Annotated in this window: 20 protein-coding genes; 9 read left to right on the top strand and 11 right to left on the bottom strand. The window is 72.0% G+C overall.

What is annotated here, in order from left to right; translation table 11 throughout:
- Nucleotides 1–20: 20 nt before the first annotated feature.
- Entirely contained in the window at nt 21–917 is an 897-nt protein-coding gene (locus tag ACSQ11_RS07075; RefSeq protein ID WP_436004381.1) for a sucrase ferredoxin, read from the bottom strand.
- A gap of 143 nt (nt 918–1,060) precedes the next feature.
- On the opposite strand from ACSQ11_RS07075, the gene ACSQ11_RS07070 reads away from it, so the two are divergent.
- On the top strand, nt 1,061–2,659 hold the full coding sequence (locus ACSQ11_RS07070; protein ID WP_436004379.1) for a DUF222 domain-containing protein: 1,599 nt from the start codon (nt 1,061–1,063) through the stop codon (nt 2,657–2,659).
- 30 nt (nt 2,660–2,689) lie between these two features.
- On the opposite strand, the gene ACSQ11_RS07065 is transcribed toward ACSQ11_RS07070, so the two are convergent.
- The gene (locus ACSQ11_RS07065; protein WP_436004377.1) at nt 2,690–3,631 is read right to left on the bottom strand and encodes a sugar-binding transcriptional regulator; all 942 of its coding nucleotides are present in this window, start codon (nt 3,629–3,631) and stop codon (nt 2,690–2,692) included.
- 167 nt (nt 3,632–3,798) lie between these two features.
- Between ACSQ11_RS07065 and ACSQ11_RS07060 the strand changes: the two genes are divergently transcribed.
- From ACSQ11_RS07060 to ACSQ11_RS07040, 5 genes are read left to right on the top strand one after another with little or no spacing between them, the layout of a single operon-like run.
- Entirely contained in the window at nt 3,799–5,226 is a 1,428-nt protein-coding gene (locus tag ACSQ11_RS07060) for an ABC transporter substrate-binding protein (protein ID WP_436004375.1), read from the top strand.
- Nucleotides 5,223–6,218 (top strand): carbohydrate ABC transporter permease, encoded by a 996-nt coding sequence (locus ACSQ11_RS07055; RefSeq protein ID WP_436004373.1) that lies wholly within the window; start codon nt 5,223–5,225, stop codon nt 6,216–6,218. Before ACSQ11_RS07060 ends, ACSQ11_RS07055 begins: the two co-directional genes overlap by 4 nt.
- Nucleotides 6,215–7,111 (top strand): carbohydrate ABC transporter permease, encoded by an 897-nt coding sequence (locus ACSQ11_RS07050; RefSeq protein ID WP_436004371.1) that lies wholly within the window; start codon nt 6,215–6,217, stop codon nt 7,109–7,111. Before ACSQ11_RS07055 ends, ACSQ11_RS07050 begins: the two co-directional genes overlap by 4 nt.
- 16 nt (nt 7,112–7,127) lie before the next feature.
- Complete coding sequence (locus tag ACSQ11_RS07045; RefSeq protein WP_436004369.1) at nt 7,128–8,618, top strand: mannitol dehydrogenase family protein; 1,491 nt, start codon at nt 7,128–7,130, stop codon at nt 8,616–8,618.
- The gene (locus ACSQ11_RS07040) at nt 8,615–9,691 is read left to right on the top strand and encodes an NAD(P)-dependent alcohol dehydrogenase (RefSeq protein ID WP_436004367.1); all 1,077 of its coding nucleotides are present in this window, start codon (nt 8,615–8,617) and stop codon (nt 9,689–9,691) included. The genes ACSQ11_RS07045 and ACSQ11_RS07040 overlap by 4 nt, the downstream gene beginning before the upstream one ends.
- Here ACSQ11_RS07040 and ACSQ11_RS07035 read toward each other — a convergent pair.
- The 6 genes from ACSQ11_RS07035 to ACSQ11_RS07010 are packed head-to-tail and all read right to left on the bottom strand — an operon-like array spanning nt 9,657 to nt 17,207.
- Entirely contained in the window at nt 9,657–10,343 is a 687-nt protein-coding gene (locus tag ACSQ11_RS07035; protein WP_436004365.1) for a response regulator transcription factor, read from the bottom strand. The genes ACSQ11_RS07040 and ACSQ11_RS07035 overlap by 35 nt on opposite strands.
- A gap of 1 nt (nt 10,344) precedes the next feature.
- Nucleotides 10,345–12,855 carry an ATP-binding protein gene (locus tag ACSQ11_RS07030; RefSeq protein WP_436004363.1) on the bottom strand — a complete coding sequence of 837 codons (2,511 nt, stop codon included), beginning with the start codon at nt 12,853–12,855 and terminating at the stop codon, nt 10,345–10,347.
- 4 nt (nt 12,856–12,859) lie between these two features.
- A complete protein-coding gene (gene kdpC, locus ACSQ11_RS07025) occupies nt 12,860–13,432 on the bottom strand; it encodes a potassium-transporting ATPase subunit KdpC (RefSeq protein WP_436004361.1) in 573 nt (190 codons plus the stop codon).
- A 10-nt stretch (nt 13,433–13,442) separates the two neighbouring features.
- Nucleotides 13,443–15,470, bottom strand: coding sequence for a potassium-transporting ATPase subunit KdpB (kdpB, locus tag ACSQ11_RS07020; protein WP_436004359.1), 2,028 nt, complete (start codon nt 15,468–15,470; stop codon nt 13,443–13,445).
- Nucleotides 15,467–17,113, bottom strand: coding sequence for a potassium-transporting ATPase subunit KdpA (gene kdpA / locus ACSQ11_RS07015; RefSeq protein WP_436004357.1), 1,647 nt, complete (start codon nt 17,111–17,113; stop codon nt 15,467–15,469). Before kdpA ends, kdpB begins: the two co-directional genes overlap by 4 nt.
- 7 nt (nt 17,114–17,120) lie before the next feature.
- The gene (locus ACSQ11_RS07010) at nt 17,121–17,207 is read right to left on the bottom strand and encodes a potassium-transporting ATPase subunit F (protein WP_371860252.1); all 87 of its coding nucleotides are present in this window, start codon (nt 17,205–17,207) and stop codon (nt 17,121–17,123) included.
- A 128-nt stretch (nt 17,208–17,335) separates the two neighbouring features.
- On the opposite strand from ACSQ11_RS07010, the gene ACSQ11_RS07005 reads away from it, so the two are divergent.
- Nucleotides 17,336–18,382 carry a zinc-dependent alcohol dehydrogenase family protein gene (locus ACSQ11_RS07005; RefSeq protein ID WP_436004355.1) on the top strand — a complete coding sequence of 349 codons (1,047 nt, stop codon included), beginning with the start codon at nt 17,336–17,338 and terminating at the stop codon, nt 18,380–18,382.
- 7 nt (nt 18,383–18,389) lie between these two features.
- On the opposite strand, the gene ACSQ11_RS07000 is transcribed toward ACSQ11_RS07005, so the two are convergent.
- Complete coding sequence (locus ACSQ11_RS07000) at nt 18,390–20,159, bottom strand: hypothetical protein (RefSeq protein ID WP_436004353.1); 1,770 nt, start codon at nt 20,157–20,159, stop codon at nt 18,390–18,392.
- Between the two features lie 86 nt (nt 20,160–20,245).
- On the opposite strand from ACSQ11_RS07000, the gene xylB reads away from it, so the two are divergent.
- Both xylB and ACSQ11_RS06990 read left to right on the top strand, forming a co-directional pair.
- Nucleotides 20,246–21,664, top strand: coding sequence for a xylulokinase (gene xylB / locus ACSQ11_RS06995; protein ID WP_436004351.1), 1,419 nt, complete (start codon nt 20,246–20,248; stop codon nt 21,662–21,664).
- A gap of 56 nt (nt 21,665–21,720) precedes the next feature.
- Nucleotides 21,721–23,358 carry an ABC-F family ATP-binding cassette domain-containing protein gene (locus tag ACSQ11_RS06990; protein WP_436004349.1) on the top strand — a complete coding sequence of 546 codons (1,638 nt, stop codon included), beginning with the start codon at nt 21,721–21,723 and terminating at the stop codon, nt 23,356–23,358.
- On the opposite strand, the gene ACSQ11_RS06985 is transcribed toward ACSQ11_RS06990, so the two are convergent.
- Nucleotides 23,345–24,616 (bottom strand): cupin domain-containing protein, encoded by a 1,272-nt coding sequence (locus ACSQ11_RS06985; RefSeq protein ID WP_436004347.1) that lies wholly within the window; start codon nt 24,614–24,616, stop codon nt 23,345–23,347. The genes ACSQ11_RS06990 and ACSQ11_RS06985 overlap by 14 nt on opposite strands.
- The gene (locus ACSQ11_RS06980) at nt 24,613–24,948 is read right to left on the bottom strand and encodes a BatC protein (protein WP_436004345.1); all 336 of its coding nucleotides are present in this window, start codon (nt 24,946–24,948) and stop codon (nt 24,613–24,615) included. Before ACSQ11_RS06980 ends, ACSQ11_RS06985 begins: the two co-directional genes overlap by 4 nt.
- Between the last annotated feature and the right edge of the window lie 53 nt (nt 24,949–25,001).

The raw sequence follows: 25,001 nt of genomic DNA, 5'->3' as shown, positions 1-25,001 counted from the left end.
CCGTCGAGTGGTCCGGTCGGTCAGTAGGGCGCCGGCACGACCGCGGTCCGGTATGCCGTGTGGTCACCCGGGCCCTTGCCGCACGACAGCGGCGCCGGCTCGAGCGCCTCGGCGGTGACCTCGACCCACGTCGTGTCGGGCAGCGGGTCGTCGCCGATGACCTCGACCCGGGTGACGGTCTCGGAGACGACCTCGACCGCGCCGGGGCGGGCGGCGGTCACGGACGCGGGTCCGTGCTCGGCGAGGACCGAGCCAGTCGCCGCCTGGACCGCCGGCGAGAAGCGGGAGACGCCGCGAAGGTGTGCCGTGTCGACCTCGCCCGCGCGGTGGGCCCGGACGATGTCGACGGCGCCGGCCATGTCGACGCCGCCGTAGCAGGTGCCGTCGGGCATGGAGAGGAACGTGCCGGCGAACCGGTGGCCGCTGAGGTGGGTGCACTCCCAGACCTCGTCGGGCCACACCTTGGCCAGGGCCGCGGTGATCGGCCGGCCGCGCAGGGCGCAGCACGCGTCGCGGGTGCCCTGCGTGCAGACGAGCAGCATCGGCTCGGCGAGGGTCTCCGACTGGGTGAGCGGCGCCCCCATCGCGGCGACGGCGGCCCGGAGGTCCTCGCTCGTGCGCCACGTGCCGGTGACCCAGGTCCCGCGGGCCGAGTCGACGGCATACCAGGAGGGTGCCTCGCCGGCAGCGCGACGCCCGTGACGACGGACGAGGAGCGAGCGGCCCTGGAGCTCGGCGCAGCCGGTGTCGATGACGTCGGCGAGGGCTCCCGAGAGCGGCGGGGTGTCGAGGTGGTTCCTGGCCCACGGCCCGGGGTGCTCGATGAGCAGCCAGCGGCGGGCGACGGGGGCGGAGCCGAGCATCGGCTCGCCGCTCTCACGCGAGAGGTTGGAGCAGCGGACGGTCTCGGGACTCACGCGCCCGATGCTACGTGCCCGGTGGCGTCGGGTGCGGATCCGATGACAACTCCTCAGGTACGCGCTGCGTGTTTGCTTGCGGCAGAACCGAATTCGCGCGCTTGATTCTTGCTTTCGAACACCTGTTCGGGTAGCGTGTGGTCATGGACCCCAGCACCGCCACCGACGCCCGCCAGGGCGCGTATGCCGTCCTGCTGGGTAGCGCGCACACCCTCACCACCGAGGAGCTCCTCGACGTCATCGAGGAGGCCCAGCGCGACATCGACGCCGCCTGCGCACGCCAGGCGGTCGCGCTCGCGCACCTGTCGGCGATCGACCCGGTGCGGCAGGAGGACGGCACGCAGGTCGAGGTCCACCACGGCCTGGGTCACCAGCGCCTCGACGCCCCCGAGCTCGCCGCACCCCGCCTGGGCGTCTCCACACACGTCGCGACCAACCGGGTGACCGACGCGATCCACCAGCTGACCCGCACCCCGGCCGTGGTCCACGCCATGGCTGCCGGAGAGCTCGACCAGAGACGGGCCGCGGTCGTCACCGAGGAGACCGACCTCCTGCCCGCTGACCACGCCGCGGCCGTGGTCGACGCGATCCGCCCGCACTGGCAGGGGTTGACGGTCGGGCCGCTGCGCCGGTTCGTGGCCCGGACCGTCGCCCGGCTCTTCCCCGACGCCGTGGCCGACGAGGCCGAACGCGCCCACGAGCGGCGTGGGCTGACCCGCACCACCGGTGAGCACGGCACCGACCAGTGGCGCGCCGACCTGCCCACCGGACCCGCCCGCCTCGCCTGGTCCGCGATCACCGAACGCGCCCGCCAGATCGTGCGTGAGGGCAACGCGGACAACCTCACCCAGGCCCGCGCCGACGCCCTGACCCAGCTCGTCCTCGACCACGCCGACGTGCGTGTCGTCGTCCACGCCACCCGCGCCCGAGACACCGAGCCGGAATCCGCGGCGACGGCGCTCGGCGGCACCTCACGTGACGCCAGTGCTGGTCGTGACATGCAGGGCTGGTGCGAGGTCGGCGGGCTCGACACCCCCGGCACCACGTTCGTCCCGGCCCGCTGGCTCGCCCGCGCCGCATCCGGCACTCACGGAGCAACGACGGGGCTGACCTGCCACCCCGCCACCGGTGCCCTGGTCGGCGGCGACGTCCCCGCCGGGCTCGCCCCCGGACGCGACCTCACCGGCACCTCCACCACCGACACCGGGACCTATCGCATCCCCGCCGCCATGGTCCGCTTCGTCAGGCTCCGCGACGGGCGGTGCCGCTTCCCCGGCTGCGCCACCCCCGCCCGCCAGTGCGACCTCGACCACGTCCGACCCTGGCCCACCGGACCCACCCACCCCACCAACCTCATCGCCCTGTGCCGGCGCCACCACCGCATCAAGCAACGCGACGGATGGACCGCGCGCCTCCACCCCGATGGCACCGTCGACTGGACCGACCCCACCGCTGTGCGCTCGACGACCTCCGCCATCGACCACCTCCACCTCGGCGCCACCACGCCCCGCAGCCCCGACCGACCGCCGCAGCCATCACCACCGCAGACGCGACACATCGACCTCAGCCTCCTCGAGGACGACCTCATCGAACCGATCGACCACTCGCACCGCATGCATCGCTCCGGACGCGGTCACGACGGCCTCAACCGGACGCACTTCTCCATCGATCGTTACTGGCCTCAGGGCTTCACCTACGACCCACCACCACGCGAACCCCGGCCCGACGTCATCCCCTTCTGAAGCGGTGACGGGCGGCCCCGGTCACTCACATCACTCTGCTGTGTCGAGCAGGGCGTCGGCGGTGTCTGCGGTCGTCACGAGCGAGTCGATGAGCTCGCCCCTCACGGCGGCGGCGATGGCCTCGACCTTGTCGTCCCCGTGGGCGATGCCGATGACGTGCCGGATGCCCTGCAGCTGCGGTCCGGTGAGCCCGACGATCCGGGCGGTGAGCGGGGTGTCGACGATCTCGCCGTCGGCGTCGAAGAAGACACCCGCCGCCTCCCCGACCGCACCGGACCTCGTGACCGCCGTGCGTTCCTTGGCGCTGAGGACGTCGTGGATCGTCGAGGTCCCGGCAGTCCAGGCTCCGAGGCCGATGACCGCGAGGGTGACGTCGTCGACGCGGTCGAGCGCCTCGCGCACCGGCGGCTGGCGCCGCATGACCTCGGCACTGGCGGCGTCGTCGAGCAGCAACGGCGAGTAGAAGACGTGCCGGCCACCGCCGGCGATGCGGGCGGCGCGGCGGACGACGTCGACCGAGCTGCTGTCCTCCTCGGGGGTGACCATCGCGCCACTGAGCTGGACGACGGGGATCACCGGCAGCGTCTCGAGGGCGTCGACCATTCGGCTTACCGACCGGCTCCACGGCAGACCCAGCACGTCGCGGTCGCTGACGACCTCGCTGAGGAGGGCGGCGGCGGCTGCCGAGACACCGGGGTTCGCCTGCGGTCCCGACCCCGGGACGACGACGCAGTGCTCGAGCCCGAGGGCCTCGCGCAGCGCCGCCGAGCGGTCGGTGTCGATGCCGAGCGGCGAGACGATCTCGATCCTCACCATCCCGCTCTCGCGGGCGGCCTCGAGGAGCCGGGCGACCTTGAACCGGCTGATGCCGAGCGAGGTGGCGAGGTCCACCTTGGACTCGCCGTCGATGAGGTGGCGGCGGGCGACAGCCGCCGCGAGGACGGCCTCCGAGGGACCGAGGGCTTCAGGCACGGCGCACATCCTCGGGCACGCCGCCGCCGTCTCGGTCACGAGGTGACCTGTTGACACGGCGCCGCGGGTCGGACAGGCTCATGTGTGCACCATACGCGCTCATATGAGCGGAGCGCAGCGAAACCGCAGACAGCCAGACCAGAGCAGACGACGAGAACGAGGCAACGATGCCCCCCACCGGATCGCCACTGGAGCCGAACGACAACGCAGCACCACGGCGCACGCGACATCGTCGCCGTCGGGGGCGCATCCTCGCCGTCGCGAGCGCCGCCGCCCTCTCCGTCGGGCTCACCGGTTGCGCCGGATGGGGCGGCGGCAGCGTCGGCGGTGGAGGCGCCGACTCGATCGACGTCCTCATGGTCAACAACCCGCAGATGGTCGACCTGCAGCAGCTCACCGCCAAGCATTTCACCGCCGAGACGGGCATCCGGGTCAACTTCACGGTCCTTCCCGAGAACGACGTGCGCGACAAGATCAGCCAGGAGTTCTCGAGCCAGGCCGGGCAGTACGACGTGGCCACGCTGTCGAACTTCGAGATCCCGATCTACGCTAAGGCCAAGTGGATCGCGCCGATGGACGACTTCATCGCCAAGGACACGGCGTTCGACCAGGACGACATCCTCAAGCCGATGACCACCTCGCTGTCGAGCGAGGGCAAGATCTACGGCCAGCCGTTCTACGGCGAGAGCTCGTTCCTCATGTACCGCAAGGACGTCCTCGCGGCCAAGGGCGTGACGATGCCCGAGAAGCCGACGTGGCAGGAGGTCGCGGACATCGCGGCCAAGGTCGACGGCGCCGAGCCGGGCATGAAGGGGATCTGCCTGCGCGGCCAGCCGGGTTGGGGCCAGCTCTTCGCCCCGCTCACGACCGTTGTCAACACCTTCGGCGGCACGTGGTTCGAGGAGGACTGGACGCCGAAGGTCAACGCGCCCGAGTTCACCGAGGCGGTGCAGTTCTACGTCGACCTCGTCCGCGAGCACGGCGAGAACGGCGCCCCCCAGGCCGGCTTCACCGAGTGCCTCAACAACCTCGTCCAGGGCAACGTGGCCATGTGGTACGACGCGACGTCGGCCGCAGGTTCGCTCGAGGCCGACGACTCCCCCACCAAGGGCAAGTTCGGCTACGCGCCCGCTCCGGTGGTCAAGACCGACTCCTCCGGCTGGCTCTACGCGTGGTCGTGGAGCATCCAGCAGGCGAGCGAGAAGAAGGACAACGCCTGGAAGTTCATCTCGTGGGCGTCGAGCAAGGAGTACGAGGAGCTCGTCGGGCAGGAGCTCGGCTGGACCCGTGTCCCCGCCGGCAAGCGCGCCTCGACCTACGAGAACCCGCAGTACCTCGAGGTCGCCAAGGCGTTCGCGGAGCCGACGAGGTCGGCCATCGAGGCCGCCGACCCGACCAACCCCGGCGCCCAGCCGCGGCCGGCCATCGGCATCCAGTTCGTCGACATCCCCGAGTTCCCGGACCTCGGCACCCAGGTGAGCCAGGACGTCAGCTCGGCCATCGCCGGGCAGACGACGGTCAAGGAGGCGCTCGACAAGGGGCAGGAGCTCGCCGAGGACGTCGCCGAGCGCTACCAGAAGAGGAGCGGGTCATGAGTTCCGACGTCTCGCAGACCAGGGAACCCGGTATGCCGGACGGTCCCGCCGAGGAGTCGGGTGCGCCTCGCGGACGGACCGAGGGCGAGAACACGGCCCGCGCCACGCGGCTCGCCAAGGCCGGAGACTGGTCGCGACGGGCGCCCCTGCTGCCCGCCCTGATCTTCGTCATCGTCCTCACCCAGCTCCCGTTCGTCGCGACGCTCGTCGTGTCGTTCATGAACTGGAACGCCTACTACCCGGACGAGCGGGGATTCGCGGGGTTCGACAACTTCGCGCGGGTCTTCACCGACAGCAACACCCGCAGCGCCGTCTTCGTGACGATCCTGCTCACAGTGCTCGTCGTCGGCATCAGCCTCGTGCTGGGCATGCTCATCGCGCTGCTGCTCGACCGGAAGTTCATGGGCCGGGGCATCGTGCGCACCCTGATGATCACGCCGTTCCTCGTCGTGCCCGTCGCGGCCGCGCTGCTCTGGAAGCACGCGCTCTACAACCCCGAGTACGGCCTGCTCAACGGCACGCTCAAGGCGGTGTTCGGTGACGACGCGCCCCAGCCCGACTGGATCAGCAACAACCCGCTCATCTCGATCGTCGCGGCTCTCGTCTGGCAGTGGACGCCGTTCATGATGCTCATCCTGCTGGCGGGCCTGCAGTCCCGGCCGCTCGACGTCGTCGAGGCCGCCCGGATCGACGGTGCCAGCTCATGGCAGATCTTCAAGAGCATGACGCTCCCGCACATGCGCCAGTACATCGAGCTCAGCGGTCTGCTCGGCGCGATCTACGTTGTGCAGAACTTCGACCACGTCTTCACCATCACGTCCGGTGGCCTCGGGACGGCGAACCTGCCGTACTTCATCTACCAGACCTTCTACACCGCCCAGGACTACGGACGCGCCTCTGCCGCAGGCGTCGTCGTCGTCATCGGCACGATCCTCATCGCGACCGCCGCGTTGCGAACCGCATTCAGCCTGTTCAAGGAGGAGGGACGATGAGCAGCACGACCGACCGGACGTTCGAGGACGGTGCCGAGGTGGCCGACCCGAACCGCGAGCCCCAGGCCATCAACCACCACAAGGACCCGAAGTCGCACATCCTGCTCACGCTCGCCGCGTGGCTCTGCGGGCTGCTCTTCGCCCTGCCCGTCGCATGGATGATCCTCACCTCCTTCCACAAGGAGGAGGACGCGGCGACCAACCCGCCGAGCCTCTTCGCCCCGCTCAGCCTCGACGGCTACAAGGCGTTCTTCGACGCGGGGCCGTGGCCGCCGCTGGCGAACTCGCTCACCGCCAGCGTCGTCTCGACGATCCTCGTGCTGCTGCTCGCTTTCCCGGCGGCGTACGCGCTGTCGATCCGTCCGGTGAAGAAGTGGACCGACGTCCTCTTCTTCTTCCTGTCGACCAAGATGCTGCCGATCGTCGCAGGCATCCTGCCGATCTATCTGTTCGCACAGAAGGTCAACCTGCTCGACAACATCTGGCTGCTCATCATCCTGTATACGTCGATGAACCTCCCGATCGCCGTGTGGATGCTGCGCTCCTTCCTCGCCGAGGTCCCGGTCGAGATGCTCGAGGCCGCCCAGGTCGACGGCGCGTCGCTCATGACGACGCTGCGCAAGGTCATCGCGCCGGTCGTCATGCCGGGCATCGCGGCCGCCGCCCTCATCTGCTTCATCTTCAGCTGGAACGAGCTGCTCCTCGCCCGCGTCCTCACCGGGACCGTTGCCGGAACGGCGCCGGTGTTCTTGACTGGGTTCGTGACCAGCCAGGGCCTCTTCCTCGCGAAGGTCTGCGCGGCGTCGTTCGTCGTCTCGCTACCGGTGCTCGCAGCCGGGTTCGCAGCGCAGGACAAGCTCGTCCAGGGCCTGTCGATGGGTGCCGTCAAGTGATCGGAGAAGTCCCCCAGTGGTGAAGCTCAGCCAGGCAACGCTCGGTGACCTGCCCGCGGAGGTGGGGCGGCCGGCATACGACCGATCCTCGGTGAGCCCCGGCATCGTCCACTTCGGTGTCGGTGGCTTCCACCGCGCGCACCAGGCGATGTACCTCGACGCGCTCCTGAACGAGGGCGAGGCCCTCGACTGGGGCATCGTCGGCGTGGGCCTGCTGCCAGGTGACTCCCGGATGCGCGACGCGATGGCGGCCCAGGACAACCTCTTCACGCTCGTCGTCAAGCACCCCGACGGGCACCTCGAGCCGCGGGTCATCGGGTCGATGGTCGACTACCTCTTCGCGCCGGACGACCCGGGTGCCGTACTCGACCGGCTCGTCGACCCGGCGACGCGGATCGTGTCGCTCACCGTCACCGAGGGCGGCTACCACGTCAACCAGGTGACGGGTGAGTTCGACGCCAACGACCCTGTCCTGCAGGCGGATCTGGCCGCCGATCTCGCCGGGGGAGATGCCCCACAGAGCATGTTCGGCTTCGTCGTCGAGGCCGCGCGGCGCCGGCGCGAGGCCGGCACGGAGCCGTTCACGGTGATGTCGTGCGACAACCTCCCCGGCAACGGTGACGTCGCGAAGAAGATGATCGTCGCGTTCGCCCGGCTCAAGGACGAGGAGCTGGGGGCGTGGATGGAGGCCGACGTCGCGTTCCCCAACTGCATGGTCGACCGGATCACCCCAGTCACCTCGCAGGACGACATCGCCGCACTGGCCGACACCTTCGGCGTCGAGGACGCGTGGCCGGTCGTGTGCGAGCCCTACACGCAGTGGGTGCTCGAGGACCACTTCCCCACGGGCAGACCGCCGTTCGAGGAGGTCGGGGTGCAGATCGTCGACGACGTCGTGCCCTATGAGCTCATGAAGCTGCGGCTGCTCAACGCGAGCCACCAGGCCCTGTGCTACCTCGGGTTCCTCTCCGGCTACCGCTACGCCCACGAGGTCGCGCAGGACCCGCTCTTCGCCGGCTTCCTCCTCGGCTACATGGAGGAGGAGGGGTCGCCCACGCTGCCCGAGGTGCCGGGTGTCGACCTCAACGTCTATCGCCGCCAGCTGCTCGAGCGGTTCGCCAACCCGGAGGTGCGCGACACCCTCGCCCGCCTCTGCGCCGAGAGCTCGGACCGCATCCCCAAGTGGCTCGTGCCCGTCATCCAGGCCAACCTGGTGGCGGGCGGCCAGTTCGAGCGCTCGGCCCTCGTCGTCGCGTCGTGGGCGCGCTACGCCGAGGGCGTCGACGAGTCCGGCGAGCCGATCGAGGTCGTGGACCGCCACAAGGACCGCGTCATGGCAGCGGCCAGGGCGTGGTCGAGCGACGAGCTGGCCTTCCTGCGCGACAGCGACTTCTTCGGGAGTCTCATCGACAGCGAGCCGTTCACCACGGCATACATCGCGTTCCTCAAGTCGTTGCACGACAATGGTGCTCGCGCCACCCTCGAGGACCTGGAGTCCAACCGATGACCACAGCGGCCCCCGCTGCCACCATGCGGACCGCCGTCCTCACGCAGCCCGGTTCGATCGTCGTCGAGTCACGCCCCGTTCCGACGCCGGGGCCCGACGAGGTCGTCATCGAGGTCCGCTCCGTCGGGGTGTGCGGCTCGGACACGCACTACTACGACCACGGCCGGATCGGTGACCACGTCGTCACCGGGCCCCTGGTGCTCGGACACGAGAGCGCCGGCGTCATCGTGGCCGTGGGCGCCGACGTCGACCCCGCCCGGGTCGGCGAGCACGTCGCCATCGAGCCGGGCGTGCCCTGCCGGTCGTGCGCACAGTGCCTGTCGGGCCACTACAACCTCTGCCCCGACATGGTCTTCCACGCGACCCCGCCGGTCGACGGGACGCTCGCCGAGTACGTCACCCACCACGCCGCCTTCGCGTTCGCGCTGCCCGACTCCGTCTCGCTCGACGAGGGAGCGATGCTCGAGCCGCTCTCCGTCGGGATCTGGGCCTGCCGCCGTGCCGGGGTCGCGCCGGGCGTACGAGTCCTCGTCATCGGTGCCGGACCCGTCGGCCAGCTCGCCGCGCAGGTGGCGACGGCGTTCGGCGCCTCGGAGGTCGTCGTCGCCGACGTCAACGCGCACCGGCTGTCGGTCGCGTCGTCACTCGGGGCCACCGAGGTCGTCGACGTCTCGACGACCTCGCTCTCGCAGGCGTATGCCGGCCGCCCCGGTCCCGACGTCGTCCTCGAGTGCTCGGGCCACGAGGGCTCGACCCAGGCGGCGATCCGGGTGGCGGCCCCGGCGGCGCGGGTCGTCCTCATCGGGATGGGCGGCGACACCGTGGCGCTGCCGCTCGGCGACGTCCAGAACCGCGAGCTGTGGGTGACCGGCGTCTTCCGCTACGCGAACACATGGCCCACCGCGATCGGCCTCGTCGCGTCCGGGCGGGTCACGCTCGGGCCGCTGGCCACCGGGCACTTCGAGCTCGAGGAGACCGAGGCCGCGCTCACCGCCGCCCGCACCGATCCCGAGTCGATCAAGTCGATCATCCACCCGGTCAGAGCAGGCGGTAGCCGATCCCCGGCTCGGTGACGATGTGCTGCGGCCGGGCCGGGTCGGCCTCAAGCTTGCGGCGCAGCTGGTTGCTGTAGACGCGCAGGTAGTTCGACTCCCGGCCGTAGCCCGGCCCCCACACGGCCCGCAGCAGGTCGGCCTGGGTGACGACCGTGCCTCGGTGGCGCGCGAGCTCGGCGAGCAGGCGCCACTCGGTCGGCGTGAGGTGCACGGGCGCACCGCCACGGGTGGCGTCGAGGGTGGCGAAGTCGACGGTGAAGGCATCCGTGACGACCGGGGCGACACCGCCGAGCGAGTCCGCCTCGCCGCCACCGCGGCGCAGGGCGGAGCGGATCCGGGCCATGAGCTCGTCCATCCCGAACGGCTTGGTGACGTAGTCGTCGGCCCCCTCGTCGAGCGCCTCGACCTTGTCGTCGGACTGGTGCCGGGCCGAGAGCACGACCACGGGGACCTGCGACCCCGACCGGATGCGCCGGAGCACCTCGACGCCGTCGAGGTCGGGCAGGCCCAGGTCGAGGACGACGAGGTCCGCCGGCGCGTCGGCGTGGGTCGAGAGCGCGTCGGCCCCGCTGCCGACCTCCTCGACCTCGAAGCCCCGGGCACGGAGGTTGATGCGCAGGGTGCGGCGGATCGTCGGGTCGTCGTCGACGACGAGGATGCGCTGGGCCATGTCAGGGGATCTCCGTCCGGGCTGCGGGCAGGTCGACGACGACGGTGAGGCCACCGCCGGGGGTGTCCTCGGGGACCACGCTGCCACCCATGGACTCGGCGAGGCCACGCGCCACGGCGAGACCGAGGCCGACACCGTCTCCACTCGGCGCGTCACCGTGCCGTTGGAAGGGCAGGAAGATGCGGTCGCGGTCTCCCTGCGGGACACCGGGCCCGGTGTCCACGACGCGGATCTCGACGCGGTCGCCGAGCCCGGAGGACGAGATCCGGACCGCTCCGGGTGCGGGCTGGTGGCGCAGTGCGTTCTCGACGATGTTGCCGAGGACGCGGTCGAGCAGGCCCGGGTCGGCGGTCACGACGCGGGCGTGGTCGTCGAGGTGCCACTGCACCCGGCCTGGATCGGCGGTCTCGCGCACGACGCCGGGCACGACCTCGCCGAGGTCGACCGGGCGCGGGTGGGCGACGAGCGCACCGGCCTGGAGTCGCGACATGTCGAGGAGGTTGCCGATGAGCGTCTCGAGCCGGTCGGCGGAGTCCTCGATCGCGGCCTGGAGCTCGGCCTCGTCCTCGGGGCTGAAGGTGACCTCGGTCGAGCGCAGGCTCCCGATCGCGGCCTTGATGCCGGCGAGCGGGGTGCGTAGGTCGTGGGAGACGGCGGACAGCAGAGCCGTCCGCGCGCTGTTGTCACGGGCGAGTTCGGCTGCCTCGGCCGCCGCCGCCCGCAGTGAGCGCCGTTGGAGGATCGCCCCGGCGTGCGCCGCGAACGCCGCGAGCAGCCGCTGCTGCCCCGCCGGCAGGCTCTCGCCGACGAGCACGAGGTCGTGGTCGTCGTCGACCTCCTCGCGGGGCAGGCCGGGTGCGCGCAGGTCCTCGGGCTCGAGCCCCGGATGCGTCCCCGCCACCACCTCCGCCGGGTGGTCCGACGTCGGCCGGCGCACCACGGCGGCGGCCTCGGCCCCGAACATGTCGAGCGCCTCGCGCAGCAACAGCCCCATCTGGTCGGTCGACCCGAGCAGGGTGTGGCTCAGGGCGGCGAGCGACGACGCCTCCGCCTGGGCCCGCACCGCCGAGTCCGCGCGACGGGCGCTGCGGTCGACGACGAACGCGACCGCCGCCGCCACGACGACGAAGACCGCGAGCGCCACGGCGTTCTGGGGCTGCGAGATCGTCAGGCCACCCGTGGGCGGGGTGAAGAACCAGTTGAGGAACAGCGACGACGCCACCGCGCCGAGCAGCGCCGGCCCCATGCCGCCGAGCAGCGCGATGAGCACGCTGAGCAGGAGGAAGAGCGGGGCGGTGAGCGGCAGCTCGGGATCGTCCGGGAGTGCCGCGAGCAGCTCGGTGAGGACGAACGGCCCCGCGAGCGCGACGGCATACCCGGCACGGACCCGCCTGCGGGGCAGTCCGCGGCGGGGGGTGCGCCACCCGCGCCCGGCCGCGAAGCGGTGGGTGACGACGTGGACGTCGATGTCGCCGGAGCCGGCGATGACCTCCTCGGTGGTGCTCGGGGTCACGAGGGTGCGCCACCGCGCCCGGCGCGAGCTGCCGATGATGACCTGGCTCGCGTTGACGCCACGCGCGAAGTCGAGCACCGCCTCGGCGAGGTCGTCGCCGGTCACGGTGTGGAAGGTGCCGCCGAGCTCCTCCGTGAGCCGCCGCTGCGACACGAGGTCGGGCAGTGCGGGACCGGCGAGCCCGTCGGTGCGGGCGACGTGCACGACGAGCAGCTCGCCGCCGGCGCCGCGGGCGGCGATACGGGCGCCGCGACGCAGCAGCGTCTCACCCTCGGGCCCGCCGGCGACGGCGACGACGACCCGCTCCCGGGTCGGCCACGTCGACTCGATGCCGTGCTCGGCGCGGTAGCGACCCAGCCCCTCGTCGACCCGGTCGGCGAGCCACAGCAGGGCGAGCTCGCGCAGCGCTCCGAGGTTGCCGACCCGGAAGTAGTTGGCGAGGGCGGCGTCGACGCGGTCGGGCGGATAGACGTTGCCGTGGGCCATCCTTCGCCGCAGCGCCTCGGGAGACATGTCGACGAGCTCGATCTGGTCGGCGCGGCGGACGACCTCGTCGGGCACGGTCTCGCGCTGCACGACCCCCGTGATCGAGGTGACGGCGTCGTTGAGCGACTCGAGGTGCTGGATGTTCACCGTGCTGATGACGTCGATGCCCGCGTCGAGGACGTCCTCGATGTCCTGCCAGCGCTTCGTGTGGCGACCACCGGGCGCGTTGGTGTGGGCGAGCTCGTCGATGAGGGCAACCTGCGGCCGCCGGGCCAGGAGGGCGTCGAGGTCGAGCTCCTCGAGGGTGGCGCCGCGGTGGCTCACCCGGGCCCGGGGCAGCACCTCGAGCCCGTCGAGCTCGGCCGTCGTGTGTGCGCGCCCGTGGGTCTCGACGAACCCGACGACGACGTCGGTCCCGCGCTCGAGGCGGCGGTGGGCCTCGTCGAGCATCGCGAACGTCTTGCCCACGCCGGGGGCGGCCCCGAGATAGATGCGCAGCCGTCCACGTGCCATGGGGTCATTCTTCCCCGGGCGTGCGGGCATCCAGCGCCACGTTGAGCGCGAGCACGTTGACGCGCGCCTGCCCCAGCATCCCCAGGGGGGCTTCCTGGACGTGGTCGGTGACGATGCCGCGGACCTCCGACTCGTCGAGACCGCGTACCTTCGCAACCCGCGGGACCTGCCAGAGCGCGTATGCCGGTGAGATGTCGGGGTCGAGACCGCTCGCCGAGGCGGTGAGCGCGTCGGGCGGGATCGTCGCGGGGGCGTCCGGGTTGGCCGCCCGCAGCGACGCCCCACGGTCGGCGACGGCCGCGGCGAGCTCGGGGTTGGAGGGTCCGAGGTTCGAGCCACCGCTGGTCTCCCCCGAGGCGTCGGAGGCCGACGGCCGGCCCTGGAACCACCCGGGTCCACCCGCCGGCTGGCCGAGGAGGTGCGAGCCGACCTCGCGGCCGTCGACGACCACGGGTTGGCCGACGGCACGCCCTGGCACGAGCTGGGCGACGAGCAGGACGGCGGCGGGGTAGCCCACCCCGCACACGAGGGTGAGGACGAGGAGCGCCTTGATGGCGGCGAGGAGCTGTCGGGTCATGGTGGTCACCTCAGAGACCTGGGAGGAGCGAGACGACGAGATCGATCGCCTTGATGCCGATGAACGGCGCGATGACACCGCCGAGTCCGAAGACAAGCAGGTTGCGGCGGAGCATCTGGTGCGCGGACTGCGGCCGGTACCTCACCCCCCGCAGGGAGAGCGGGATGAGGGCGATGATGACGAGCGCGTTGAAGATGACCGCCGAGAGCATCGCCGACTCCGGGCTCGAGAGCCGCATGACGTCGATGGCGTCGAGTCCCGGGAAGATCCCGACGAACATCGCCGGCACGATGGCGAAGTACTTGGCCACGTCGTTGGCGATAGAGAAGGTCGTGAGGGCTCCGCGGGTGATGAGGAGCTGCTTGCCGATGGCGACGATGTCGATGAGCTTGGTCGGGTCCGAGTCGAGGTCGACCATGTTGCCGGCCTCCTTGGCCGCCGAGGTCCCGGTGTTCATCGCCACCCCCACATCGGCCTGCGCGAGCGCGGGTGCGTCGTTGGTGCCGTCACCGGTCATCGCGACGAGGCGGCCGCCCTCCTGCTCCTTGCGGATGAGCGCCATCTTGTCCTCGGGGGTCGCCTCGGCGAGGTAGTCGTCGACACCGGCCTCGTGCGCGATCGCCTTGGCCGTGAGCGGGTTGTCGCCGGTGATCATCACGGTGCGGATGCCCATAGCCCGCAGCTGGTCGAACCGCTCGCGCATGCCGGGCTTGACGACGTCCTTGAGGTGGATGACCCCGAGGACACGAGGACGGGCGCCCGGCTCGGCGGCCGCCACGACGAGGGGTGTCCCTCCCGTGGCGCCGATGCCGTCGACGAGGACGTCGAGGTCTCGGGGGGCCTCGCCGCCCTCCTCACGGACCCAGTCCACGACGGAGCCGGCCGCGCCCTTCCGGACCCGCGCCCCGTCGGGCAGGTCGACGCCGGACATCCGGGTCGTCGCCGAGAACGGGACGACCGTCGCGCCGCTGCGCCCCAGGGCCACGAGGTCGCCGGGTGCGACGCCCTGCTCGAGGGCATACTCGACGATCGACCGGCCCTCCGGCGTCTCGTCGGCCAGCGACGAGAGGTGCGCGGCGCGGGCCAGCTCGTCGGGCTCGGCCCCACCCACCGCGACGAGGTCGCTGGCACGCCGGTTGCCGAAGGTGATCGTCCCGGTCTTGTCGAGGAGCAGGGTGCTCACGTCACCGGCGGCCTCGATGGCCCGGCCCGACATCGCGAGGACGTTGCGCTGGACGAGACGGTCCATCCCGGCGATGCCGATGGCCGACAGCAGCGCACCGATCGTCGTGGGGATGAGGCAGACGAGCAGGGCGACGAGGACGACGAGCGAGAGCCGGCCGCCGGAGTAGACCGCCATCGGCTGGATGGCCGAGACGGCGAGCACGAAGATGATCGTCAGCGTCGTGAGGAGGATCGACAGGGCGACCTCGTTGGGCGTCTTCTGCCGGGAGGCACCCTCGACGAGCGCGATCATCCGGTCGATGAAGGTCTCACCCGGGCGGCTCGTCACCCGTACGACGATGCGGTCCGACAGGACGGTCGTCCCGCCCGTGACGGCACACCGGTCACCACCGGACTCACGCACGACCGGCGCGGACTCCCCGGTGATGGCCGACTCGTCGACCGTCGCCACCCCTTCGACGACGTCGCCGTCGCCCGGGATGACCTGTCCCGCCTCGACGACGACGAGGTCGCCGAGCAGGAGCTCGGTGCCGCGCACCTCCTCCTCGCTGCCGTCGCCGAGGAGTCGGCGGGCGGTCGTCTCGGTCCGGGTGCGGCGCAGCGTCTCGGCCTGGGCCTTGCCGCGGCCCTCCGCCACGGCCTCCGCGAGGTTGGCGAACAGGACCGTCGCCCACAGCCAGAGCGTCACCGACACCGAGAACACCGACGGCTCGAGCACCGAGAGCACGGTGGTGACCGCCGAGCCGACCCAGACGGTGAGGATGACGGGGCTGCGCCAGAGGTGGCGCGGGTCGAGCTTGGCGAAGGCCGCGGGCAGGGCCTGCCAGCCGGTGCGCACGAGGGACGAGGTCATGACAGTGCCTCCGCAAGGGGTCCGAGGACCAGGGACGGGAAGAAGGTCAGGCCGGCGACGATGACGACCGTGCCGAGGACGAGGACCGCGAACAGGGGAGTCGCCGTGGGCATGGTTCCGGCCGTGACCGGGCGGCGACCCTGGGCCGCGAGCGAGCCCGCCAGCCGGAGCACGAGCACGATCGGGACGAGACGGCCGAGCAGCATGCACGCGGCGAGCAGCAGGTTGAGGAACGGCTGGTCGGCCGAGAGCCCCGCGAAGGCCGAGCCGTTGTTGTTCGCGGCGGAGGTCACGGCATACAGGAGCTCGCTCAGCCCGTGGGGACCGTCGTTGAGGCGCGCGGCCACCGACACGGGGACGACGACCGCGAGTCCGGTCCCGAGCAGGACGAGCGCCGGCATCGTCAGGATGACCAGCGCCGCGCTCGTCACCTCGGCGCGGCCGATCGACTTGCCGAGCAGCTCGGGGGTGCGCCCGACCATGAGCCCGGCGATGAAGACCGCGATGACGACGACGACGAGGTACGAGTAGAGGCCGGTCCCGACCCCGCCGGGCGAGACCTCACCGAGCATCATGTTGAGCAGGACCACGCCACCTCCGAGCGGGCTGAGGCTGTCGTGCATCGCGTTGACCGCACCCGTCGACGTGCCGGTGGTCGCGGCGCCGAAGAGCGCGGACCAGACGACGCCGAAGCGCTGCTCCTTGCCCTCAATCGACCCCGGCGGAGACGAGGCGGCCGCGGTCTCCGCCCACACGGCGAGCGCCATGCTCGCCGTGAGGAGGCTGCCCATGACGCCGACGGCGACGAGGCCCTGGCGGCGGTCGCCGACCATGCGGCCGAACGTGTGGGGCAGGGAGAACGGGATCGCGAGGACGAGCACGATCTGGAGGAGGTTGGTCCACGGCCCCGGGTTCTCGAACGGGTGCGCCGAGTTCGCGTTGAAGAAGCCACCCCCGTTGGTGCCGAGGAGCTTGACCGCCTCCTGCGAGGCGACCGGTCCCCCCTGGATGACCTGCTGCGCGCCGTTCAGGGTCTCGACGGTGTGCGGGCCCGAGAGGTTCTGGATGACGCCACCGAGCAGGAGCAGCACGGCCGCCACCGCCGCGAGCGGGAGAATGACGCGCACCGTGCCGCGGACGAGGTCCACCCAGAAGTTGCCGAGCCGGTCGGTCTTCTCGCGGGCGATACCGCGCAGCAGCGCGATGGCCACGGCGAGGCCGACTGCCGCGGACACGACGTTCTGGACGGTGAGACCGAGCATCTGGACCGCGTACCCGGTGCCGGCCTCACCGGCATACGACTGCCAGTTCGTGTTGGTGACGAACGAGACCGCCGTGTTGAGTGCGGTGTGCCAGTGCATCGACCGGCCGTACGACCATGGCAGCCACCCCTGCACCATGAGCAGCGCAAAGAGGGCCAGCACACCGACGGCGGAGAACGCGAGCACGGACCCGGCATACGACGTCCAGCGCTGCTCGACGCGAGGGTTGACGCCGACGAGGCGGTAGACGAGCCGTTCGACGCGCCAGTCCGACTCGTCGGTGAAGGTGCCGTGGATCCACGACCCCAGCGGGACGTGCAGGGCCGCGAGGATCGCGGCGACGAGGAGGACGGCGGTGACCGTCTGCAGTGCAGTACCCATGCCGGCCTCAGAACCGGTCGGGGTGGAGGAGCGCGACGGTCAGGTACGCGAGGAGGAGCAGGGCGATCGTGCCCGCGAGGAGGTCTTGCCACATGCCGTCCACGCAACCACCGGGCCGGTTCGACGCGGCGCGTGCTGACGCCGCCCTGACCGGTCTTGACGCGATCCTGACGCGCCGGTGTCGTCGGCTGGAGACGGAGCCGAAGTGGCAGGATCGAGAGCATGACGACGATGGCTGCCGTACGACTGCCCGGTGACAGCACGGTCGAGCACGTCACGGTCGACGTGCCCTCCCCCGGACCGGGTCAGGTCCTGCTGCGGATGCGCGCCTCCGGCATCTGCGGCAGCGACATCCGCGCGATCTACCGCGAGCACCTCGGACACGGCGCCGAGGCCTACCAGGGCGTCGTCGCCGGGCACGAGCCCTGCGGCGACGTCGTCGAGCTGGGCCCCGGGGTCCGGACGCTCGAGGTCGGCGACCGCGTCGCGGTCTACCACATCACCGGCTGCGGCTCCTGCGACGAGTGCCGCGTCGGCTACCCCATCGGCTGCACCTCACCGACGCGCGCCGCCCATGGCTGGCAGCGCGACGGCGGGCACGCGGACTACATGCTCGCCGAGGCGGTGTCGTGCCTGCGGCTGCCCGAGGGCGTGAGCCACGTCGACGGCGCGCTGGTCTCGTGCGGGTTCGGGACGGCATACGAAGGGTTGCTGCGTGGTGGAGTGAGCGGACGGGACCGGCTGCTCGTCACTGGGCTCGGGCCGGTCGGCCTGGCCGCCGCCATGCTGGGTCGGCACCTCGGCGCGTCCACGGTCATCGGACTCGAGCCCAACGCCGAGCGTGCTTCTCTCGCAGCGGAGCTGGGCCTCGTCGACGTCGTCGTCACGGACCCCGACGCGCTCCCCGATGCCGTCGGTAACGCCACCGACGGACGCGGCTGCGAGGTGACGCTCGACTGCAGCGGCAACGCCCACGCCCGTCTCGCGGCGCTGACCCACACGGCCGCACGCGGGCGCTGTGTCATGGTCGGTGAGGGTGGCCGGATCGACTTCCCCGTCTCGGACCTGCTCATCCACAAGCAGATCGCGCTGCACGGCTCGTGGGTGACCTCGCTCGGGCACATGGCCGAGCTGCTCGACCTCCTCGCCCGGTGGGGAGAGAGTGCCGAACGCGTTGTCTCGCACCGCTTTGCGCTTGCCAACGCAGACGAGGCGTATGCCGTCGCGGCAGCAGGTGCCTCCGGCAAGGTCGTCATCACCTGGGACTGAGGCGGCCTCAGGGAATGCCGGGACGGCGGATCGTGTCCGCCGCGTAGTCGTCGGTGTTGGTGTAGGTCCGGGCGTTGCCGCTGAGCAGCGCCGAGGTGCGGTGGACCGCCTTGGCGCCGGTGTCGAGGCTCGTCTCGCCCTTGCCCAGCTCCGTGTTGACCGCGGTGGCGAGGGTGCTCGCCGACGGGACCTTGCCGAAGTCGGATGCGTTGACGGTGATGCCACCGACGAGGTTGGCGGCCCGGGACAGTGGTCCGGCGGCCGTCTCGAAGTCCTTGGCCGCGCCCTTGAGCGACTCGGGGTCGACGTCGATGTCCTCGCTGAGACCGAGGGCCTCGAGCGAGGTCCGGGTCATGTAGGGGTTGGCCCAGAGGTCCTCGTCGTCGGAGCCGTCCGGGCCGTAGTGGTCGGCGCCCGACTCGTAGGTCGTGAGGATCTCGCCGTCGAGCTCGATGATCCCCTCGGACATGTAGGGCAGCTCGTAGGCCTCTCCCCGGTCGCCGTTGCCGGGCTCGTCGTCCTGGCGCTCCTGCACGATGAGGCGGCCGGCCTTGTCGCGGCCGAGCGAGGTGCTGAAGACGTACTCGCCGTCGCGGACGACGACTCCCTGCGCCTGCGGTGGCGTGTGGACGTAGCCCGCGCCACCGCCGAAGCTCGTGTCCGGGGTCCACCCTCCGTGACCGTCGGAGACGTAGGCGTAGAGCTTGCCGTCGTCGTCGGCGCCGTCGTACTGGTTGCCTCCGCCGCCGATGGTGTCGTGGTGGGTGCCGACGTAGAGGACGCCGTCCTTGACCGTGCCGTAGGCCCCGGCGCCGTCGGGGAGCTCGGTGGGTGGACCGATCGGGTCGACGGGCGTGCTGCCGCCGTTCTTGAGGTCGGAGGTGAGGTACGTGAAGACGTGCGAGGGGTTGCCGCTCGAGGTGACGTAGGTGTACTTGCCGTCCGACGCGACGCCGCCGGCGTGGTCGGGGGTCGGGATGTCGCCGTAGCCGCCGAGCTCGACGTCGACCATCTCGCGGCCGGTTCGTGGGTCGACCATCGACAGGACCGAGTGCTGGCCGCCGTCCTTGGAGTAGCTCGTCTGGATGATCCAGCCGGTGTTCGGGTCGACGCCCAGCCCCTGCGGGATGAGGCCGCGCGTGTCGCCGCCCAGACCGAGGTTGGGGATGAGCGGCCCCAGCCCGCCGCCGTTCTCGCGGAGCCAGTCGGCGGTCTTGTCCATGCCCCGCTCGAGCCACTCGCGGGTGTCGGCGTCGAGCTCGTCGGTGTCGATCTTCTCGCCCTTGGCGAAGGCCGCGACGGTCGCGAGGTCCTTGTTGTAGTCGGCGGACACCTGGAGGAGCTGGCCGTTGACGACGAGGGCGAGGATCTCCTCGACGAGCGGGTTGAGCCCGGCCGGGCGGTTGCGCCAGGTGCCGATGACCTCGCGCGCCCGGTTCTCCATCGCGGCACACTGGCTCGCGCCGGTCGTGAGCGCCGTCTGGATCCGGCCGAGCACGAAGTAGTTGACCTCGATGCCTTGGCTCACCCCGGCGGTGCGGACCTTGTAGCCGGCCGACGCCGCGCTGGTCCACGTCGGGCGGTCGGCGGCCTCCTCGACCCGCGAGGCGGCCTCGGAGACCTTCTTCATCGCGTCGCCGACGGTGTCGGCCTGCCCGCGCACCGTGGGCGGGTTGCCCGACACGAGGTCGCGGAACAGGTCCTCCGGGTCGACCACCAGCGCTCCCTCCCTCATGACGACCGCGGACAGCGGTCGACCGACGCTGCGTGAATCCAAGCACGGATCGCCGCGTCCGTCAGTGGGGAGCACTCCCCGGTGCCCGCGTCCGTGCGCCGGCCCGGCCGGTCGGGAAGGATGCAGGCATGGCCACGAAGCAGCAGCAGCTCGTCGCGGGCGTCGACTCGTCCACCCAGTCCTGCAAGGTCGTCGTCTGCGACGCCGAGACGGGCGAGGTGGTCCGGCAGGGGCGGGCGCCGCACCCCGACGGTACGGAGGTCCACCCGCGCGAGTGGTGGGCGGCCTACGAGGCCGCGACGGCCGACGGGCTCCTCGACGGCGTCCGGGCGATCGCGGTCGGCGGGCAGCAGCACGGGATGGTCACCCTCGACGAGGCCGACGAGGTGGTGCGCCCGGCACTGCTGTGGAACGACACCCGCTCGGCGCAGGACGCCAGCGACCTCACCGAGGAGTTCGGGGGCGCCCAGCGGTGGGCCGACGAGGTCGGGGTCGTGCCGGTCGCCTCGTTCACGATCACCAAGCTGCGCTGGCTGCGCCGGGCGGAGCCCGAGTCGCTCGAGCGCACGCGCACGTGCGTCCTCCCCCACGACTGGCTCACCGGACAGATCCTCAAGCAGGGCAACGGGTTCGACGGCTGGACGACAGACCGCGGCGACGCCTCGGGGACCGGCTACTGGTCGGCTGGGTCCGGCCACTACCTGCCCGAGCTCATCGACCTCGCGATCGGCCGTTCGCTCGAGGTGCCTCGCGTCCTCGGGCCCACCGAGGCTGCCGGGCGCACCGGGTCCGGCATGGTGCTCGGCCCGGGCACCGGTGACAACGCCGGCGCCGCGCTGGGGCTCGGCCTGCGCCCCGGTGACGCTGTCATCTCGCTGGGGACGAGCGGCACCGCCTTCGCCCGGCACGGTGCCGCCGTCGCGGACCCCTCGGGGGCGGTGGCCTCCTTCGCCGATGCCACCGGTGACTTCCTCCCCCTCCTCGCCACCCTCAACGCGGCGCGCGTCATGACGGCCGGCGCCTCGATGCTCGGGGTCGAGCTCGCGGAGCTCGACCGGCTCGCCAGCACGGCCCCCCGCGGCGCCGGCGGGCTCACCCTCCTGCCCTACCTCGACGGCGAGCGCACCCCGAACCTGCCCAGCGCGTCGGGCACCCTCTCCGGCCTCACCCGGGCCAACGCCACCCCGGAGAACCTCGCCCGCGCCGTCGTCGAGGGCATGGTCACCAACCTCGCCGAGGCGCTGGACGCCCTGCGGGGACAGGGTGTCCACGTTGAGCGGGTGCTGCTCATCGGCGGTGCCGCCGCCTCGACGGCGGTTCGCTCCATGGCCGCCGACCTGTTCGGCGTGCCGGTCCACGTGCCCGTGTCCGGTGAGTACGTCGCCCTCGGCGCCGCCCGCCAGGCCGCGGCCACCCTCACCGGCGAGGGCTTGCCCGAGTGGGAGGTGCGCACCGAGACCGTCGTCGAACCCGACGACGCGGCGCGCGAGGCGAGCGCCGAGCTGCGAGGGCGCTACGCCGACCTCCGGGGGCGGCTGCACGGCTGACCCGAGGCTCGCAAGCTCGCGAGCGACCCTTCCCCGGCTCCACCTAGTCTGTCCGGGTGAGTGCCACGCTCGTCGCGAAGGACCTGTCCGGGGGTCACGCCCACCGCACCCTCTTCGAGCACCTCGACCTCACCGTCGCGCCCGGCGACGTCGTCGGAGTGGTCGGCGCCAACGGTGCCGGCAAGACCACCCTGCTCCGCCTCCTCGCCGGTGAGACCGCACCGCTGGCCGGTGCGGTCACCACCGCACCCGTCGACGCCTTCGTCGGCTGGCTGCCGCAGGAGCACGAGCGCCTCGAGGACGAGACCGTCGCCGCCTACATCGCGCGCCGCACCGGAGCCGCCGACGCCACCCAGGCCATGGAGGTGAGCGCGGTGGAGCTCGCCGCTGGGACGCCCGGCGCCGACACGGCATACGCCAACGCCCTCGACCACTGGCTCGCGAGCGGGGCCCCGGACCTCGAGGACCGGATCCCCGCGATGCTCGCAGAGCTCGGCCTCGACGTCGGTGGCGAGGCGCTCATGACTTCGCTCTCGGGCGGCCAGGCGGCCCGGGCCGCCCTCGCCGCGCTGCTGCTCAGCCGCTTCGACATCGTCCTGCTCGACGAGCCGACCAACGACCTCGACCTCGCCGGGCTGGCCCGGCTCGAGGAGTTCGTCACCGGGCTGCGCGGTGGCGTCGTGCTGGTGTCGCACGACCGCGAGTTCCTGTCGCGCTGCGTCACCCGCATCGTCGAGCTCGACCTCGCGCAGAACTCGGTCGCCGTGCACGACGGCGGCCACGAGTCGTTTCTCGAGGAGCGCGAGATCGCCCGGCGGCACGCGCGCGAGGCCTACGAGGAGTTCGCCGAGACCAGGGCCGACCTCCAGTCGCGGGCCCGGACCCAGCGCGAGTGGAGCAGCAAGGGCGTCCGCAACGCGATGAGGAAGAGCCCGGACAACGACAAGATCCGGCGTGCGGCGAGCATCGACTCCGCCGAGAAGCAGGCCCGCAAGGTCCGCCAGATGGAGTCGCGGATCGCCCGGCTCGAGGAGGTCGAGGAGCCGCGCAAGGAGTGGGTCCTGCAGTTCTCGATCGGCAGCGCACCACGGTCGAGCTCGGTCGTCGCGACCCTCAACGAGGCCGTCGTGCGCCGCGGGGACTTCACCCTCGGACCCGTCTCGCTCCAGGTCGATGCACGCGACCGGATCGGCATCACCGGGCCCAACGGCGCCGGCAAGACGACGCTGCTCGGCCTCCTGCTGGGCCGACTCGCGCCCGACACGGGCAGTGCGAGCCTCGGGACGAGCGTCGCCATCGGCGAGATCGACCAGGCCCGCACGGGGCTGCGCGACGACCTCACCCTCCACGACGCGTTCGGCGAGGCGGCCCCCGACCTCTCACCGGCCGACCGTCGCACGCTGCTCGCGAAGTTCGGGCTGCGCGCCGACCAGGTGACGAGCCTCGTGACACGCCTCTCGCCGGGTGAGCGCACCCGGGCGGCGATGGCGCTGCTCCAGGCCCGCGGGGTCAACGTCCTCGTGCTCGACGAGCCGACCAACCACCTCGACCTGCCGGCGATCGAGCAGCTGGAGGAGGCGCTGGCGTCCTACGACGGCGCGCTGCTGCTCGTGTCGCACGACCGCCGGCTCCTCGAGAACGTCGACCTCGACCAGCGCTGGCACGTCGAGGCCGGTCGGGTCACGCGTCGCTGACGTCCGCGGGGACGAGCAGTCCGGCGAGCGCGAGCCGTCGCCTCAGCTCGGGCTCGAGGTCCGCAGGATCCCGTATGCCGTCGAGCACCTCCGCGACCGCGTCCCGTTCGTCTCCGCTGACGGTGAGGCGGCCGACCCGGCTCACGAGCGTGGAGCGCTGGCCGTCGCCCTCCCAGTGGGCGGCCAGGTGGCGGCGCACTCGCCAGGACGTCCCGTCGCCGGCCTCGATGCGCGATGCGCGCTCGACCTGGTCGAGGACTCCCAGCGGCTCGGCGCGCTGCGCACCACGCACCGCCGGGCGCAGGGCTGCGACGACCTCGTCGACGGTGACGTCCTGGAGAGCCTTGGCGACGAGCGAGCGGACGACCTCGGCGTCGTCACCGAACGCGACCTCGGAGCCGGTCGACCGACCGCCGTCGACGGGCAGCGACCGGCGCGCCTCGACGTCGTCGGTGAGCCGGTCCCCGATGCGGTCGAGCAGGGCGTCGACGAGGTGGCGCCGGGTCCATGCATGGACGCCGAACGTCAGGTGGATGCTCGTCCCGCCGAGCGCCGTGGCCGAGTGGAGGTAGCCGCGCGGGAGGTAGAGGCAGTCGCCGGGTCGCAGAGTCTCCTCGAGCAGGGGCTCGGCGGTGGCGGCCTGTTCGACCGCCGCCCGGTGCTGCTCCCACGGCTGGTCGCGCAGAGGTGCTTCGAGGACGGGCGGGCGCACGCGCCAGCGCTTCTCGCCCGAGACCTGGAGCACGAAGACGTCGTGGACGTCGTAGTGGTCGGAGAAGCCCTGGTTCTGGGGTGGGGTGACGTAGGCGTTGACCTGGACGGGGTGGCCGAGGTCGTCGGCGAGCGCGGCGGCGAACTCCCGCACGGGTGACCACGTGCGGTGCAGCCCCTGGAGCACGAGGGTCGCGCCCGAGGCGAACTCGCGCAGGACCCGGTCCTCGCTCAGCTGGTCGCCGATGCCCGCGCCCACACCGCCCCCGAGCGTGAACTGGCGCTCCGCCAGGGTCGAGCCGTCCTTGGCCATCCGGGCGAAGGGGGTGCGCAGCCCGCGGCGGGCCACGAGCTCGTCGACGGCATCGGGTCCGAAGAGGTCGCTGACGTCCCGGTCGTGCTCGGCCCCGCGGCTGAGGTGGGGCCCGCGCGACCAGACGTCCGACGCGAAGTCCGCGGACGGCATACCGACGAGGCGCGTCAGCGCAGGAGAACCCGCGGCCGGAGACGTCGCCTCCGGCCGCGGGTCCTCGGGAGGTGCGGTCACCGGGAGCCGTCGGCCCCGCCGTCCGCGCCACCGTCGTGCTCGCCGGGCTGGCCGGACTCGCCGGCACCGCTGTCGGCCGGGCCCTCGGCATCGTCCGATCCGTCGCCGCCGCCGGCGCCACTCAGGCCGTCGCCGCCGTCACCGCTGAGGACGCCGCCGTCGGCGCCACCGTCGGCACCGCCGTCGTGCTCGCCGGGCTGGCCGGACTCGCCGGCGCCGCTGTCAGCGGGGCCCTCGGCGTCGGTTCCGGACTGGCTGCCGGAGATGTCGTCGGCACCCTTTCCCATGGTGAGACCGCCCTCGGGGTCCGTGCCACTCTGGTCCTGCGTCATCGCGTACCTCCTGTGGTCATCCGGAGCCGGTCGGCGCCGGTCCCTCCTTCCTA

It is taken from the genome of Knoellia sp. LjRoot47, from assembly GCF_964253435.1.
Taxonomy (GTDB): Bacteria; Actinomycetota; Actinomycetes; order Actinomycetales; family Dermatophilaceae; genus Knoellia.
Note: the sequence above shows the minus strand (reverse complement) of the source record. Positions and strands in the feature narration are given on the sequence as shown.

Excerpts from the sequence above, each read along its gene's own strand:
- ACSQ11_RS07070 (WP_436004379.1), top strand. The coding sequence starts at position 1,061 with ATGGACCCCAGCACCGCCACCGACGCCCGCCAGGGCGCGTATGCCGTC.
- ACSQ11_RS07060 (WP_436004375.1), top strand. The coding sequence starts at position 3,799 with ATGCCCCCCACCGGATCGCCACTGGAGCCGAACGACAACGCAGCACCA.
- ACSQ11_RS07055 (WP_436004373.1), top strand. The coding sequence starts at position 5,223 with ATGAGTTCCGACGTCTCGCAGACCAGGGAACCCGGTATGCCGGACGGT.
- ACSQ11_RS07050 (WP_436004371.1), top strand. The coding sequence starts at position 6,215 with ATGAGCAGCACGACCGACCGGACGTTCGAGGACGGTGCCGAGGTGGCC.
- ACSQ11_RS07040 (WP_436004367.1), top strand. The coding sequence starts at position 8,615 with ATGACCACAGCGGCCCCCGCTGCCACCATGCGGACCGCCGTCCTCACG.
- ACSQ11_RS07035 (WP_436004365.1), bottom strand. The coding sequence starts at position 10,343 with ATGGCCCAGCGCATCCTCGTCGTCGACGACGACCCGACGATCCGCCGC.
- ACSQ11_RS07030 (WP_436004363.1), bottom strand. The coding sequence starts at position 12,855 with ATGGCACGTGGACGGCTGCGCATCTATCTCGGGGCCGCCCCCGGCGTG.
- kdpC (WP_436004361.1), bottom strand. The coding sequence starts at position 13,432 with ATGACCCGACAGCTCCTCGCCGCCATCAAGGCGCTCCTCGTCCTCACC.
- kdpB (WP_436004359.1), bottom strand. The coding sequence starts at position 15,470 with ATGACCTCGTCCCTCGTGCGCACCGGCTGGCAGGCCCTGCCCGCGGCC.
- kdpA (WP_436004357.1), bottom strand. The coding sequence starts at position 17,113 with ATGGGTACTGCACTGCAGACGGTCACCGCCGTCCTCCTCGTCGCCGCG.
- ACSQ11_RS07010 (WP_371860252.1), bottom strand. The coding sequence starts at position 17,207 with ATGTGGCAAGACCTCCTCGCGGGCACGATCGCCCTGCTCCTCCTCGCG.
- ACSQ11_RS07005 (WP_436004355.1), top strand. The coding sequence starts at position 17,336 with ATGACGACGATGGCTGCCGTACGACTGCCCGGTGACAGCACGGTCGAG.
- xylB (WP_436004351.1), top strand. The coding sequence starts at position 20,246 with ATGGCCACGAAGCAGCAGCAGCTCGTCGCGGGCGTCGACTCGTCCACC.
- ACSQ11_RS06980 (WP_436004345.1), bottom strand. The coding sequence starts at position 24,948 with ATGACGCAGGACCAGAGTGGCACGGACCCCGAGGGCGGTCTCACCATG.